The sequence below is a fragment of the uncultured Phycicoccus sp. genome (genome assembly GCF_947495705.1).
Taxonomy (GTDB): domain Bacteria; phylum Actinomycetota; class Actinomycetes; order Actinomycetales; family Dermatophilaceae; genus Phycicoccus.
Genome location: NZ_CANLZR010000005.1, coordinates 181,969 through 197,098 on the forward strand (window position 1 = coordinate 181,969; position 15,130 = coordinate 197,098).

Consider the following 15,130-nt stretch of genomic DNA (forward strand, 5'->3'; position numbering starts at 1 on the left):
TGCAGACTGGCCTGCGTGGAGCTACGGGACGCGGTCCGGCGGCGGCGGATGGTGCGCCGGTTCGACGAGCACCGCCCGGTGCCGGGCGGGGTCGTCCGCGACCTGCTCGCCCTCGCCGTGCGGGCCCCGAGCGCGGGGTTCAGCCAGGGCTGGGACTTCGTCGTGCTCCTCGACCCGCTGGACCGGGAGGCGTTCTGGGCCGCGGCGGCCGAACCGGGCCCGCCGGACGCCTGGCTGCGCGGGGTCTCCGCCGCCCCGGCCCTCGTGCTGTGCCTGTCCCACCCGGACGCCTACCTCGACCGGTACGCCGAGCCCGACAAGGGCTGGACGGACCGCTCCCCCGACCGGTGGCCCGTGCCGTACTGGGACACCGACACCGCGATGGCGGCGATGATCCTGCTGCTCGGCGCCGAGGACACCGGCCTCGGCGCGCTCTTCTTCGGGGTCCCGGCCGGGCGCCACGACGCCGTCCGCGGCGCCCTGGACGTGCCGGCCGACCGGCGCATCGTGGGGGTCGTCGCCCTCGGGTACGAGGCCGGCCGGACGTCCGGGTCGGCGCGGACCCGGCCCCGCCGGGGCGTCGACGAGGTCGTCCACGTGGGCCGGTTCGGAGTGTCGTGGCAGCGCCCGGACGGCGGTTTGTGAGGATGGAGGGCGCGGGACGCCCCGCACCCCGTCGAGAACCGAAGGACACACCGCACCGCATGGCCACGCGCACGAACACCCCGCCGCCCGAGGACGACCTCGGACGGGTCGTCGACATCGACGTCGAGGACGAGATGCGCTCGGCGTTCCTCGAGTACTCCTACAGCGTCATCTACTCGCGGGCCCTGCCGGACGCCCGGGACGGCCTCAAGCCCGTGCAGCGCCGCATCCTCTACGGGATGTCCGAGCTCGGGCTGCGCCCCGACCGCCCGCACGTGAAGTCGAGCCGGGTCGTCGGCGAGGTCATGGGCAAGTACCACCCGCACGGCGACCAGGCCATCTACGACGCCCTCGTCCGGCTCGCCCAGCCGTTCACGATGCGGCTGCCGCTCGTCGACGGGCACGGCAACTTCGGCTCCCTCGACGACGGCCCGGCCGCCTCCCGCTACACCGAGGCCCGGATGGCGCCCGCGGCCCTGCTCATGGTGACGAGCCTCGACGAGGACACCGTCGACTATGTCCCCAACTACGACGACTCGATGACCCAGCCGGGGGTGCTGCCCGCGGCCTTCCCGAACCTCCTCGTCAACGGCACGAGCGGCATCGCCGTCGGCATGGCGACGAACATGGCCCCGCACAACCTCGTCGAGGTCATCGGCGCCGCGCGCCACCTCATCGACCACCCGGACTGCTCGCTCGACGACCTCATGCGGTTCGTCCCCGGCCCCGACCTGCCCGGCGGTGGCCGCATCGTCGGCCTCGACGGCGTGCGGGACGCCTACCTCACCGGGCGCGGCAGCTTCCGCACCCGGGCCACCGCCCGGGTCGAGAAGGTCACCGCGCGCCGGATGGGCATCGTCGTCACCGAGCTGCCCTACCTCGTCGGGCCCGAGAAGGTCATCGAGCGGGTCAAGACGCTCGTGCAGTCCAAGAAGCTCCAGGGCATCTCCGACGTCAAGGACCTCACCGACCGCAAGCACGGCCTGCGCCTCGTCTTCGAGATCAAGAACGGCTTCAACGCCGAGGCCGTCCTCGAGCAGCTGTACAAGCACACCCCGATGGAGGACTCCTTCGGGATCAACAACGTCGCGCTCGTCGACGGCCAGCCCCGCACGATGGGCCTGAAGGACCTGCTCCGAACGTACGTGGGCTTCCGCGTCGACGTCGTCCGCCGACGCACCGAGTTCCGGCTCGCCAAGCGCAAGGACCGGCTGCACCTCGTCGAGGGCCTCCTCGTCGCGATCCTCGACATCGACGAGGTCATCCAGCTGATCCGGGCCAGCGACGACGCCGCCGAGGCCAAGGGCCGGCTCATCTCGGTCTTCGACCTGTCCGAGGCCCAGGCCGAGTACATCCTCGAGCTCCAGCTGCGCCGCCTCACGAAGTTCTCCCGGATCGAGCTCGAGGCCGAGCGCGACGAGCTGCAGCGCCTCATCGAGGGCCTCGAGGCGATCCTCGCCGACGAGAAGCTGCTCCGCCGCACCGTCTCCGGCGAGCTCGCCGACGTCGCGAAGGCCCACGGCACGCCGCGACGGACCGTCCTGCTCGAGTCCGCGGGGACCCCGGCGACCCAGAGCACCCCGCTCGAGGTGTCCGACGACCCGTGCTGGGTGCTGCTCTCCTCCACCGGCCTGCTGGCGCGGACCTCCGACGCCGAGCCCGTCCCGGCCGACGGCCCGCGGGCCCGCCACGACGCGGTGGTCGGCGCCGTCCGCACCACGGCGCGCGGCGAGTTCGGCCTGGTCACCTCCCTCGGCCGGATGATCCGGCTGTCGGCGCTGGAGCTGCCGACGCTGCCGCCGCTCGGCGGTGCTCCGAGCCTGTCCGGCGGCGCCCCGCTGGCCGTGTACGTCGACCTCCCCCGCGGCGAGGAGCCGCTGACGATCGTGCCGCTCGACGCCGACGGTCCGGGCATCGCGCTCGGCACCGCGCAGGGCGTCGTCAAGCGGGTCACCACCGACTACCCGGGCCGCACCGACTGGGAGGCCATCGCCCTCAAGGACGGCGACACGGTCGTCGGGGCCGCGGCGCTGCGCACCGGCGAGGAGGACCTCGTCTTCGTCACGAGCGACGCCCAGCTGCTCCGCTTCCCCGCCTCCTCGGTCCGTCCTCAGGGGCGGGCGGCCGGCGGCATGACGGGGATCCGCCTCTCCGGCAGGGCGTCCGTCGTGTTCTTCGGCGCCGCCGACCCCGCCGCCGACAACGTCGTCGTCACCTCCGCCGGCTCCTCGGACGCCCTTCCGGGCACCCAGGCAGGGTCGCTCAAGGTGGCGCCGTACACCGAGTACCCGGCCAAGGGCCGCGCGACGGGCGGCGTTCGCGCGCACCGGTTCCTCCGCGGTGAGGACGCGCTCGTGCTGGCATGGGTGGGGGCCCAACCGGCCCGGGCCTCCGGCAGCGGCGGTGTGCCCGTGGACCTCCCGGAGCCGAACGGCCGTAGGGACGGCTCCGGGGCCCCGGCGCCGGCGGTCATCGCGGGGATCGGCGCCCCCGTCCGCTGACGCACCTCACAACCCTCCGCGGGTTCGGCTTCAGCACAAGGGTTCTCGACGGCCTTCACGAGAGCCGCGACCGCCTCACGTGACGGGCCACGTTACGTAATCGTTACCGCCTCAGAGTGCCCTGGCCGTTGCGCCGCATGTGTAAACGCTTTTACGTTTACGGAGGTTCCCCTCACGGCCGAGGCCCCCCGTCTCGGCGCAACCAGTGAAATGGAGGCGGGCATGGCCCTCAACCACAAGCGCCGGTTCACGGCGCTATCCGGAGTCCTCGCGGCGACCTTCGTCGTGACGGCCTGCGGCTCCGGCGACGACGGCGGCGGCGGCACGGACGGCGGTTCCGGCAGCAGCGCGATCGACTGTGCGCCGTACGAGCAGTTCGCAGACATCGACGGCAAGTCCGTCAGCACCTACGCGAGCATCGTGGCTCCCGAGAGCGACGCCTACGAGGCGGCCTGGAAGCCCTTCGAGGACTGCACGGGTGTCGACGTCAAGGGCGAATGGTCCAAGGAGTTCGAGGCTCAGATCGTCGTCCGCGTCCAGTCCGGCAACCCGCCCGACGTCGCGCTGTTCCCCCAGCCGGGTCTGCTGCAGACCGTGGTCAACGACACCGGGGCGGTCGTCCCGGTGTTCGAGGAGACCGAGGCCGTCGTCGACGAGAACTTCTCCGAGGACTGGAAGGCGTACGGCACGGTCGACGGCACGTACTACGGCTTCCCCAACTCCTCGAACTCGAAGTCCTTCGTCTGGTACTCGCCGAGCGCGTTCGCCGACGCCGGCTACGAGATCCCGCAGACGTGGGAGGAGCTGGTCTCCCTCAGCGACAAGATCGTCGCCGACAACCCGGACGGCAGCGTCAAGCCCTGGTGCGCCGGCATCGCCTCCGGCGACGCCACGGGGTGGCCGGTGACCGACTGGGTCGAGGACAAGATGCTGCGCGACCAGGGCGCCGACTACTACGACAAGTGGGTCGCGCACGAGGTGCCGTTCAACGCGCCCGAGTCCGTCGAGGTCTGGGATGCCGTGGGCACCGTCCTGCGCAACCCCGACTACGTGAACGGTGGCTTCGGCAACGTCCAGACCGTCGCCTCCACGAGCTTCCAGGACGGCGGCCTGCCGATCCTCGACGGCTCGTGCTTCATGTACAAGATGGCCTCGTTCTACGCGGCGAACTGGCCCGAGGGCACGGACGTCTCGGAGAACGGCGACGTCTTCGCCTTCTACTTCCCGGCCAACGAGGGCTCGGAGGAGAAGCCGGTCCTGGTCGGCAGCGAGTTCATCGCCGCCTTCGACGACCGTCCCGAGGTCCGCGCGTTCACCACGTACCTGGCCTCGGCCGAGTACGCGAACCTGCGGGCGAAGGAGGGCTTCGGCTTCGTCAGCGCCAACAAGAACCTCGACGTCGCCAACGTCGACTCGCCGATCAGCAAGCTGGCGGCCGAGCAGTTCCAGGACCCGAGCGCGCTCATCCGCTTCGACGGCGCGGACCTCATGCCGGGGGCCGTCGGCTCCGGGTCGTTCTGGCGCGAGGCAACCGCCTGGATCGCCGAGGGCAAGGACACCAAGGCCGTGCTCGACTCGGTCGAGCAGTCCTGGCCGTGACAGCGGGCGCGTGATGCGCCACGGTTGAACCACACTCGGGGCCGGGACCCTCGTCACGCGAGAGTCCCGGCCCCGAGGCCTCTACCCGTCCTAGCCCAACGGAGGTGACTCCGATGTCTGACACCCAGACCCCGGAGAAGGCCGACGCGTCCGCCTCGGATGCGACGGCCGGCAAGCACAAAAACCCGGTCAGCTACGGCGCGCTGGCCGTCGGCTTCTTCATGATCCTCGTGTTCGCCGGGATCGTCGGCCTCGTCGCAGCCAGCTTCTTCGACGCCGTCCCCGAGATCACCTGGCCGTCCTTCCTCGTCGAGTCCGACACGGCGGTCCGCAAGCTCGGCCTCATGGTCTTCGTGGTCCTGCTGTTCGTCGGGGTCATGGCGCTCCTGCTGTTCATGGTCGACAGCCGCAAGCGGGTCCCGAACTGGACGGTCGCCATCGCTTTCGTCGGTCCGGCTCTCGCGGCACTCCTCCTCGGCCTGATCTGGCCGGGCATCAGCACGCTCATCCAGTCCTTCTACGGCAGGTCCCCCTGGTACGACCCCGAGCGCTCCGAGTTCGTCGGCATGGCCAACTTCTCGACCCTGTTCACGACACCGGAGTTCCAGGTCGTCCTGCGCAACACGCTCATCTGGGTCATCCTCGTGCCGCTCGTCGCCGTCGGCCTCGGCCTCCTGTACGCCGTCCTCATCGACCGCACCCGCGGCGAGGCCATCTCCAAGGGCCTGATCTTCCTGCCGATGGCGATCTCCCTCGTCGGCGCGTCGATCATCTGGCGCTTCGTGTACGAGTACCGCGCCCCCGCCCGACCTCAGATCGGCCTGCTGAACCAGCTGCTCGTGTGGCTGGGGCTGGAGCCATACCAGTTCATCCTCAACGTGCCGTGGAACACGACCTTCCTCATCGTCGTCATGGTCTGGATCCAGACCGGTTTCGCGATGACGATCATCTCGGCGGCGATCAAGGCCATCCCCGACGACATCGTCGAGGCCGCGCGGCTCGACGGCGTGAGCGGCCTGCGCATGTTCCGCTACGTCACCATCCCGAGCATCCGTCCCGCGCTGCTCGTCGTCTGGGTGACGATCACCATGACCACGCTCAAGGTCTTCGACATCGTGCGGACCATGACGGGTGGCAACTTCCAGACCAGCGTGGTGGCGAACGAGTTCTACACCCAGAGCTTCCGACAGTTCGACTTCGGCCTCGGCGCCGCGTTGGCCGTCCTGCTCTTCGTCATCGTCATCCCCGTGGTCGTCTACCAGGTACGCCAGCTGCGAATCTCGGAGGAGATCCGATGACCACCTCGAACCCGGGGATCCCCGTCGAACCGTCGGTCGAGCAGAAGCGGCCGTCAGGCCCCCGCAAGCTCACCAAGGCCGAGATCCGCGCCAGCGAGGCCAAGACGAGGCTCACCTCGCCCTGGGCCACGGGGATCGCGATCATCATGGCGATCCTGTGGACCATTCCGACGTTCGGTCTGCTCATCACCTCGATCCGACCGCAGGCCTCGATCCAGCAGAGCGGTTGGTGGACCTGGTTCACCAACCCCGAGTTCACCCTGCAGAACTACGAGACGGTGCTCACCGGGAGCAGCACCGCGTTCGGCACGTACTTCGTCAACACCCTCGTCATCACGATCCCGGCGGTCGTCATCCCGATCACGATCGCGCTGCTCGCTGCGTACGCGTTCGCCTGGATCGAGTTCCGCGGCCGCGACCTGCTGTTCGTCGCGGTCTTCGCCCTCCAGATCGTCCCCCTGCAGGTCACGCTGATCCCGCTGCTGTCGATCTACGTCGACGTGGGCCTCGCAGGGTCCTTCTGGACGGTCTGGCTGTCGCACTCGATCTTCGCGCTCCCGCTGGCGATCTTCATGTTCCACAACTTCATGAAGGACATCCCCCGTTCGCTCGTCGAGGCGGCCAGGGTCGACGGCGCAGGTCACGTCCGGATCTTCTTCCGGGTGCTCCTGCCGCTGCTCGTCCCCGCGGTGGCCGCGTTCACGGTCTTCCAGTTCCTCTGGGTCTGGAACGACCTGCTCGTGGCGCTGACCTTCGCGGGTGGCACGCCGAACGTCGCGCCGCTGACTGTGCGGCTCGCCGAGCTCTCCGGATCCCGGGGCCAGGACTGGCACCTGCTCTCGGCCGGCGCCTTCGTGGCGCTCATCGTGCCGGTGCTCATCTTCCTGTTCGGTCAGCGCTACTTCGTGCGCGGGCTCCTGGCCGGCGGCGTCAAGGGCTGAGTGGGCCCGCGGGCCCTCGGCCGTGAGGTCGCGCGGCGATGAGCACGATCACGGACGTGGCGCGGGTGGCCGGGGTGTCGGTCGCCACGGTCTCCCGCGCCCTGCGCGGGCTGGACCGGGTCTCCCCGGCCACCCGCCGCCGCGTCCTCGAGGTCGCCGAGGAGCTCCACTACGTGGCGTCCCCGACGGCGACGTCCCTCGCCTCCGGGCGGACCAGGGTCGTCGCCGTCGTCGCTCCGTTCCTCACCCGGTGGTTCTTCGCGACCCTCGTCAGCGCCATCGAGAAGGAGCTGCGGGTGCACGGCCACCATGTCATCCTCTTCGATCTCGAGGACGACACGTACGACCAGCGCCTCCCGCTGACGCAGAACATGCTGTGGAAGCGGGTCGACGGGGTCATCTCGCTCAACGTCCCGATGACCCCCGACGAGGTCGAGCTCGTCGACCGGCTCGGCCTGCCGCTCGTCTCGATCGGGTCCGCGGTCCCCGGGCGGCCCTGCGTACGGATCGACGACCGCGCGACGATGCGCACCGCCGTCGAGCACCTCATCGGGCTCGGACACCGCCGGATCGGGTACGTCGGCGACGTCCCCGCCAACGCCGCGCACACCCAGACGCCCCAGGACCGGCTCACCGCGTTCCGGGACACGATGCAGCAGGCGGGCCTGCCGCTGGTGGAGGAGTGGATCCTCGGGTCGGACTGGACCGCCCGGGCCGCGGCTGCCGACAGCAGAACCCTCCTGGCGAGCGCTGACCGACCGACCGCGATCGTCGCCGCCTCCGACGAGATGGCGATCGGGGTCCGCGAGGCCGCGAGGCGCCTCGACATCGACGTGCCGGGCCGGCTGTCGGTCATCGGGATCGACGACCACGTCCTCTCCGAGGTCCTCGGTCTGTCGACCGTGCGTCAGGACGTTGCTGCTCAGGGCCGGGCCGCTGCCGACCTCCTCCTGCGCGCGCTCGTCGGAGACGAGGACGGAGTGGCCGAGGACGACATCGTCATCCCCACGGTCCTGGTCCCCCGCGAGTCCACGGGGCCGGCCCCCGTCAGTTGACCGCGCCGCCGCCGGAGAGGTCCTCCGGCTCGCGCAGGTAGGTCCGCTTCGCGCGCACGGCACGGTTCGCGAACCAGGTCAGTACCCACAGCACGACGCCGATGGCCAGCAGCCAGCCCGCGATGACGTACTGGACCGGGTCGCGCCCGGTCACCGGCAGGGTGAAGAAGAAGCAGACGGCCGCGCCGAGCACCGGCAGCGGTGTCGGGGTGCGGAAGTGGGCGCGGTCGATGGGGTCACGGCGTAGCACGAGGACGGCGATGTTGACGACCGTGAACACCCCGAGCAGCAGCAGGGCCGTCGTCCCGCCGAGTGCCGCGACCGCGCTGCCCTCGCTCGTCGTGACGAGGGTGATGAGCCCGAGCGCGACGACCGTCGTGAACCCGATCGCGACCATCGGGGTCCCACGGCCCCGATGCACCCGGCCGAGCACCGGGGGCAGCACGTCCTGGCGGGCCATGCCGTAGATGAGCCGGCTCGCCATGAGCATGTTGATGAGCGCGGAGTTGGCGACGGCGAACATCGCGATGAACGGCATGATCGCGGCGATCGGGACGCCCGGCGCGCCGACCGAGACGACCTTGGTGAGGGGGGTGTCGCCCTCCCCCAGCTCCCCGACCGGCACGAGCGCGACGGCGACGACGGCCACGAGGACGTAGATGACGCCGGTGATGCTGATCCCCGTGATCATGATCCGCGGGAAGGTGCGCACCGGGTCCTTGGTCTCCTCGGCCATGTTGACGGCGTCCTCGAAGCCGACCATCGCGAAGAAGGCGAGCGAGGTGGCCGCCGTGACCGCGAGGAAGACGTTCTTCTCGCCCGAGGTGTCGAAGAGCACGGCCCGCGAGAAGTCCGCCTTCCCGCCCGTCGCCGCGTACACCCCGACGAGGAGAACGAGGAGGAGGCCCGACAGCTCGACGCAGGTGAGGACGACGTTGACCCGGACGCTCTCGCCGACGCCCCGGAGGTTCACGGCCGCCACGAGGAGCATGAACCCGACCGCGATGGCCAGCACGAGCCCGGCGCGGTCGGGGTCGCCCCCGACGCCCTCGACGAGGTTGGCGGCGAACGCCCGGCTCGCCGTGGAGGCCGAGGTGAGGCCGGAGGACATCACGGTGAAGGCGACGAGGAAGGTGACGAAGTGGATGCCGAAGGCCCGGTGCGTGTAGAGCGCCGCGCCGGCCGCTTTCGGGTACTTCGTGACGAGCTCGAGGTAGGAGAAGGCGGTGACCATGGCGATCGCGAACGCGACGAGGAAGGGCGCCCACGCCGCCCCGCCGACCTCGGCCGCCACCTGGCCGGTGAGGGCGTAGACGCCCGTGCCGAGGATGTCGCCGACGATGAACAGCAGGAGCAGCTTGGGCCCGATGGCGCGCTTCAGCTCGGTGCGCTCCTCCCCCGCGACCGCACCGCCGGGTGCCTCGTCCCGCGCCCCCATGCCCACTCCCGCCGTCCGGACGCCCTCAGGCGTCGATGCGCTCACGGTCGAGTGCGCCGGCGCTCTCGATGATGAAGTCCTTGCGCGGGCCGACCTCGCCGCCCATGAGGAGCTCGAAGACCTTGCCCGCGGTCTCGATGTCGCCGAGGGTGACCTTGCGCAGGGTGCGGTGCTGGGGGTCCATCGTCGTCTCCGCGAGCTGGTCGGCGTCCATCTCGCCGAGACCCTTGTACCGCTGCATCGGCTTGGTCTTCTTGCCGCGCTTGGTCAGGCCCGACATCGTCCGCCGCATCTCGGCCTCGGAGTAGGTGTAGATGACCTCGTTGGCCTTGCTGCCCGGGTTGACCACCTCGATGCGGTGCAGCGGCGGGACCGCGGCGTACACCCGCCCCGCCTCGACGAGGGGTCGCATGTAGCGGAAGAAGAGGGTGAGCAGCAGGGTGCGGATGTGGGCGCCGTCGACGTCGGCGTCGGTCATGATGATGATCTTGCCGTAGCGCGCGGAGTCGAGGTCGAAGGTGCGGCCCGAGCCGGCGCCGATGACCTGGATGATCGCGGCGCACTCGGCGTTGCCGAGCATGTCGGTGACCGAGGCCTTCTGGACGTTGAGGATCTTGCCGCGGATGGGCAGCAGGGCCTGGTGGTCGCTGCTGCGCGCCAGCTTGGCGGTGCCGAGCGCGCTGTCGCCCTCGACGATGAACAGCTCGGTGCGCTCGGGGTCGCTGCTGCGGCAGTCGGCCAGCTTGGCCGGCAGGCTCGAGGACTCCAGGGCGGTCTTGCGGCGCTGGGTCTCCTTGTGGAGCCGGGCGCTGATCCGCGACTTCATCTCGGAGACGACCTTCTCGAGCACCGTTGCCGCCTGCTGCTTGTAGGGCCGCTTCGTCGAGGTGAGCAGGCTCGTCAGCTCGGTCTCGACGACCTTGGCGACGATGGCGCGCACGGCGTTGGTGCCGAGGACCTCCTTGGTCTGGCCCTCGAACTGCGGCTCCGCGAGGCGGACCGTGACGACCGCGGTGAGCCCGGCGAGGGCGTCGTCCTTCTCGACCTTGTCGTTGCCGGCCTTGAGCTTGCGCGAGTTGGCCGCCACCTGGCCCCGCAGCACCTTGAGCAGGGCCTGCTCGAACCCCGCCAGGTGGGTGCCCCCCTTGGGGGTGGCGATGATGTTCGTGAAGGACCGGACGGTCGTGTCGTAGCCCGTCCCCCAGCGGACGGCGATGTCGACCCCGCACTCGCGCTCGACCTCGGTGGGCGTCATGTGGCCGCGGCCGTCGAGGACCGGGACGGTCTCGGTGAACGTGCCGCTGCCCTGGAGCCGCCACACGTCGGTGACGCCGGTGTCGGGCGCGAGGAACTCACAGAACTCCGAGATGCCTCCGTCGTGGACGAAGACCTCCTCGACCGGCTCGTCGCCGCGCTCGTCGCGCACGACGATGGTGAGGCCGGGGACGAGGAAGGAGGTCTGCCGGGCCCGCGCGAGGAGCCCGTCGAGGTCGAACTCGGCGTCCTTGAGGAAGATCTGCCGGTCTGCCCAGTACCGCACCCGGGTGCCGGTGACCCCGCGCTTGGCCGTGCCGATGACCTCGAGCGCGCTGGTCTTGATGTAGGGCGTGAACTCGTGGTCGGGGTCCTTGCGCCCCTGCGCCCCGGCCACGTCCGAGAAGCTGCCGGGCTCACCGCGGCGGAAGCTCATCGCGTACGTCTTGCCGCCGCGGTCGACCTCGACGTCGAGCCGCGAGGACAGCGCGTTGACGACGGACGCGCCGACGCCGTGCAGCCCGCCCGAGGCGGTGTACGAGCCGCCGCCGAACTTGCCGCCGGCGTGGAGGCGGGTGTACACGAGCTCGACGCCGGTGAGCCCGGTGCGCGGCTCGATGTCGACGGGGACGCCGCGGCCGTTGTCGCGGACCTCGACCGAGCCGTCACCGAGGAGCAGCACCTCGATGTGGTCGCAGTGGCCGCCGAGGGCCTCGTCGACGGAGTTGTCGATGATCTCCCAGAGGCAGTGCATGAGACCGCGGGAGTCGGTGGAGCCGATGTACATGCCCGGGCGCTTGCGGACCGCCTCGAGGCCCTCGAGGACCTGGAGGTGGTGGGCGGTGTACTCGGACGCGGACTTGCTGGTGGCGGTCTTCTTCGCTGCGGTCGGCACGTCCTGCAATCTAACCCCCGGCACCGACGCGGCCGCACCGGCACACCGCCGGTGGCCCGATCGGTGCGGGGCCCTCGGGTGAAAGGTCACGATCTCGACACCAGGCAGCCGGTTGGGAGCCCCCTGCGACCCGGGAAGCATCCGGCGTGCTTGACTGTTGCACAGGTCGCCGATCCGTTCGGGTCGGTGGCCACGAACAACCAGCAGGAACCCCGAGCGAGCCGAGGAGGCCGACGTGAACGCCGCACTGGCACCCGCCCTGACCACCGCGGACCGTTGTGACCGCTGCGGTGCCCAGGCCTACGTGCGGGCGCGCCTGCACGCGGGCGGGGAACTGCTGTTCTGCGCACACCACGGTCGTGAGCACGTCCCCGCGCTCGCCGACAAGGCCGAGATCCACGACGAGAGCGACCGGCTCACCGAGCCCTCGCTCCCCCTCACCGCCGACGACTGAGCCTGGCGTGGACGCCCTCGCGGGCGACGTGTGGCTGATCCTGCCGCCACTGCTGATCCTCGTCGGCATCGTCGGCATCGTTGTCCCGGTGCTGCCCGGGATGCTCCTGGTCATGGCGGGGATGCTCGTCTGGGCGCTGGCCGAGCAGAGCACGACCGGCTGGGTGCTGTTCGGGCTCAGCGTTCTCGTCGCGGGCGCCGGCTGGGTGCTGCAGTACCTCGTCCCGGGGCGCCGCCTCAAGGAGCAGGGCGTCCGCACCTCGACCCTCGTCCTGGCCGTGCTGCTCGCCGTCGTCGGCTTCTTCGTCATCCCCGTCGTCGGGGCCGTCGTCGGCTTCGTCCTGGGGATCTGGCTCGTCGAGACCGGTCGCGGCTCCGCGCGGGACGAGGCTTGGACCCGGACGCGGCACGCGGTCGTCGCGATCGCGCAGAGCATCGGGATCGAGCTGACGGCGGCCCTCGGCGTCGTCGCCCTCTACGTCGTGGGGCTGCTCGTCACCTAGTGCGGAGCGGGCCGGTCACCATTTGTTCTCGCGGCGCTCCCAGCGCTCGTCGAGCCGGTCGATGATCGAGGTGCCCTTGCGCCGGCCGCCGCTCTTGCCGCCACCCTTGCCGCTGCGCTGGTCGACGCCGCCGCCCTCACCGACGACCCCGAGCTTGGCCTTGCGCGGGGGCGTCGCGGCGTAGACCGCCGAGGCGACCATGACGGCGAAGCCGGCCGCACCGACCCACATCGTGGTGTTGACGCCGACGAGCACGAGCCCGAGACCTGCGAGCACCCCGATGACACCGACGACCCACCGTCGACGCTGGAGCGCGCCGAGGCCCCGGCTCTGCATCTGCGAGGCGAACTTCGGGTCCTCGGCAGCGAGAGCCTGCTCCATCTGTTCGAGCATCTTCTGCTCGTGGTCTGAGAGGGGCACGGAACCTCCCGTGGTCGGCCCGGGACGCCCGACGGACGTCCCCGATGTCGCTCCTACCCCCTCAGGATAAATCCCGAGGTCGCTGTGCGGTAGTCGATGGCGAAGGTTGGATGAGAGATGCCGGTCTCACCACCCCGGTCCCGAAGCGGGCCCGGGCCCGGTCGACGGCCCGATCGGCGTCCCGCCAGCCGTGTTCGGGCTCCCCGATGACCCCCTGGATCGGGGCCTCGTGGGCGGGCGTCAGTCCCGACATGCGGACCCCGACGAGACGGATCCGGGCCCGCTGGAGGCCGAGGGCGTCGAAGAGCCCCACGGCGGCCTCGTGGATCGCCCGTCCGCTGTCGGTGGGCTCGCGCAGCGTCCGGGCGCGGGTGATCGTCGTGAAGTCACTGAACCTCACCTTGAGGGTCATGGTGCGGCCGGTCGTCCCCGCGGCGCGCATCCGGGCGGCCGTCCGCTCGCTGAGCGCCAGGAGGTGGCGCCGGATCAGGACGGCGTCGTCGAGGTCGGCCTCGAAGGTCTCGTCGCTGCCGACGCTCTTCTCGCGCTGCTCCCGCTCGACGGTGCGGGGGTCCCGGCCCCAGGCGAGCTCGTGCAGGTGCTGCCCGGTGGCGGCGCCGAGCGCCCGGACGAGCGTGGTGAGCGGGGTGTGGGCGATGTCGGCGACGGTCCGCAGGCCGAGCCGGACCAGCGCCTCCTCCGTCTTGTCGCCCACCCCCCAGAGCGCGGCGACGGGCAGCTGCTGGACGAACGGGACGACCTCGTCGCGGGGGACGACGACCATGCCGTCGGGTTTGGCGAGGTTCGAGGCGAGCTTGGCGACGAACTTGCTCGGGGCGACGCCGACCGAGCACGTGATCCCCTGCTCGTCGTGGACGGCGTCGCGGATCTGCCGGCCGATCGTGGCGGGGCTGCCGAGCCGGCGCAGCGCCCCGGAGACGTCGAGGAACGCCTCGTCGAGCGAGAGCGGCTCGACGACGGGCGTCACCGACCGGAACGTCTCCATGACCCCCGCGGAGATCGTCGCGTACAGGTCGTGGTCGGGCGGGAGCACCGTCGCCTGGGGGCACAGGCGCCGGGCCCGGCCCATCGGCATCGCCGACGCCACCCCGAAGCGGCGCGCCTCGTAGGTCGCGGACAGGACGACGCCGCGGTGGCCCCCGCCGATGATGACCGGTGTCCCGACCAGCTCGGGGTGGCGCAGCAGCGTGGCGGACGCGTAGAAGGCGTCCATGTCGACGTGCAGGACGGTGCAGCCGGTGTCGTCGAGCGGGGCGGAGCCGACCCGCTCGGGGAGGGCGAACTGGCGGCGGCTCATCGGGCGCTCCCCCGGCGGTCAGTCCCGGGTGGCCAGCACGTGCAGGGCGCTGCCGAGGCTCCCGAGCAGCGGGTGGTCGGCCGCGGCGGCCGCGGCCTCCTCGAGGGCCAGGAGGGCCGCACGGTCGGCCTCGGAGTCCAGGAGGGCCGAGGGCACGAGGTCGGTGAAGACCCGCACCCCCTGCACGTGGACCGGGGTGAGGCCGTGGGCACGGACGAGGTCGAGGACGGCGCCCTCGTCGAAGCGGCGCGGGGCGGGGTCGTCCTCCCCCCACCGGCCGTCCGGGCGCTCGAGGACGGCCTTGGCACGGTCGAGCTGGCCCGCGAGGGCACGGGTGAGGACGGCGTGGAGCCGCTGGGCGACGACGAGCGAGAACGTCCCCCCGGGGGCGAGGAGCGCGGCGACGGCGCCGACGGCGGCGGCGGGGTCGTCGACGACCTCGAGGGTGCCGTGGAGGCAGACGAGGTCGAAGGCCGCGTCGGGGCCGTCATTGACGAGGTCGCGCACGGTGTCGGCGTCGCCCTGGAGCGCGCGGACCCGGTGCTCGACCTGGTGCTCGGCGGCCCGGCGACGCAGCGAGAAGAGCGCGTCGGGGCTGGGGTCGACGACGGTGAGGTCGTGGCCGGCGACGGCGAGCGGGACGGCGGTGCCACCGGTGCCGCCCCCGAGGTCGAGGACGCGCAGCGGGCGGCCGAGGTCGGCACGCCGCTGCTCGGTGTAGGCGTCGAGGACCCGCTGGACCGCCGTCGTCCGGGAGCCGCTGGCGGGCCCGTGCCGCTGGGGTCGGCCACGGTCGTCGGCCACGGTCGG

At 71.3% G+C, this 15,130-nt stretch carries 13 protein-coding genes; 8 read left to right on the plus strand and 5 right to left on the minus strand.

All coding sequences use genetic code 11. From position 1 onward, the window contains the following. The first annotated feature begins 15 nt into the window (after positions 1–15). The 6 genes from Q0963_RS09475 (at position 16) to Q0963_RS09500 (ending at position 8,039) form a co-directional block, all read left to right on the plus strand. Positions 16–645, plus strand: a complete 630-nt coding sequence (locus Q0963_RS09475) for a nitroreductase family protein (protein ID WP_299445175.1) — start codon at positions 16–18, stop codon at positions 643–645. Positions 646–704: 59 nt separating this feature from the next. Next, positions 705–3,146 (plus strand): DNA topoisomerase (ATP-hydrolyzing) subunit A, encoded by a 2,442-nt coding sequence (locus tag Q0963_RS09480; protein WP_299445176.1) that lies wholly within the window; start codon positions 705–707, stop codon positions 3,144–3,146. A 222-nt stretch (positions 3,147–3,368) separates the two neighbouring features. Continuing rightward, a complete protein-coding gene (locus Q0963_RS09485) occupies positions 3,369–4,745 on the plus strand; it encodes an ABC transporter substrate-binding protein (RefSeq protein ID WP_299445177.1) in 1,377 nt (458 codons plus the stop codon). A 344-nt stretch (positions 4,746–5,089) separates the two neighbouring features. Continuing rightward, the gene (locus tag Q0963_RS09490) at positions 5,090–6,043 is read left to right on the plus strand and encodes a carbohydrate ABC transporter permease (protein ID WP_299445270.1); all 954 of its coding nucleotides are present in this window, start codon (positions 5,090–5,092) and stop codon (positions 6,041–6,043) included. Further along, positions 6,040–6,984, plus strand: a complete 945-nt coding sequence (locus Q0963_RS09495) for a carbohydrate ABC transporter permease (protein ID WP_299445178.1) — start codon at positions 6,040–6,042, stop codon at positions 6,982–6,984. The genes Q0963_RS09490 and Q0963_RS09495 overlap by 4 nt, the downstream gene beginning before the upstream one ends. A 38-nt stretch (positions 6,985–7,022) precedes the next feature. Then, a complete protein-coding gene (locus Q0963_RS09500; protein WP_299445179.1) occupies positions 7,023–8,039 on the plus strand; it encodes a LacI family DNA-binding transcriptional regulator in 1,017 nt (338 codons plus the stop codon). On the opposite strand, the gene Q0963_RS09505 is transcribed toward Q0963_RS09500, so the two are convergent. Next, positions 8,032–9,477 (minus strand): APC family permease, encoded by a 1,446-nt coding sequence (locus Q0963_RS09505; RefSeq protein ID WP_299445180.1) that lies wholly within the window; start codon positions 9,475–9,477, stop codon positions 8,032–8,034. The genes Q0963_RS09500 and Q0963_RS09505 overlap by 8 nt on opposite strands. Positions 9,478–9,502: 25 nt before the next feature. Beyond that, complete coding sequence (locus Q0963_RS09510; protein ID WP_299445181.1) at positions 9,503–11,626, minus strand: type IIA DNA topoisomerase subunit B; 2,124 nt, start codon at positions 11,624–11,626, stop codon at positions 9,503–9,505. A gap of 235 nt (positions 11,627–11,861) precedes the next feature. Between Q0963_RS09510 and Q0963_RS09515 the strand changes: the two genes are divergently transcribed. Then, positions 11,862–12,080: a hypothetical protein gene (locus tag Q0963_RS09515; protein ID WP_299445182.1), complete on the plus strand. Its 219-nt coding sequence runs from the start codon at positions 11,862–11,864 to the stop codon at positions 12,078–12,080. A 7-nt stretch (positions 12,081–12,087) separates the two neighbouring features. After that, the gene (locus Q0963_RS09520; RefSeq protein WP_299445183.1) at positions 12,088–12,582 is read left to right on the plus strand and encodes a DUF456 domain-containing protein; all 495 of its coding nucleotides are present in this window, start codon (positions 12,088–12,090) and stop codon (positions 12,580–12,582) included. 15 nt (positions 12,583–12,597) lie between these two features. Here Q0963_RS09520 and Q0963_RS09525 read toward each other — a convergent pair whose 3' ends face one another. The 3 genes from Q0963_RS09525 to Q0963_RS09535 form a co-directional block, all read right to left on the minus strand. After that, complete coding sequence (locus Q0963_RS09525; protein ID WP_299445184.1) at positions 12,598–13,002, minus strand: DUF3040 domain-containing protein; 405 nt, start codon at positions 13,000–13,002, stop codon at positions 12,598–12,600. 61 nt (positions 13,003–13,063) lie between these two features. Then, complete coding sequence (gene dinB / locus Q0963_RS09530) at positions 13,064–14,320, minus strand: DNA polymerase IV (protein WP_299445185.1); 1,257 nt, start codon at positions 14,318–14,320, stop codon at positions 13,064–13,066. An 18-nt stretch (positions 14,321–14,338) separates the two neighbouring features. Then, positions 14,339–15,124, minus strand: coding sequence for a bifunctional 2-polyprenyl-6-hydroxyphenol methylase/3-demethylubiquinol 3-O-methyltransferase UbiG (locus Q0963_RS09535; protein WP_299445186.1), 786 nt, complete (start codon positions 15,122–15,124; stop codon positions 14,339–14,341). Positions 15,125–15,130 lie beyond the last annotated feature (6 nt).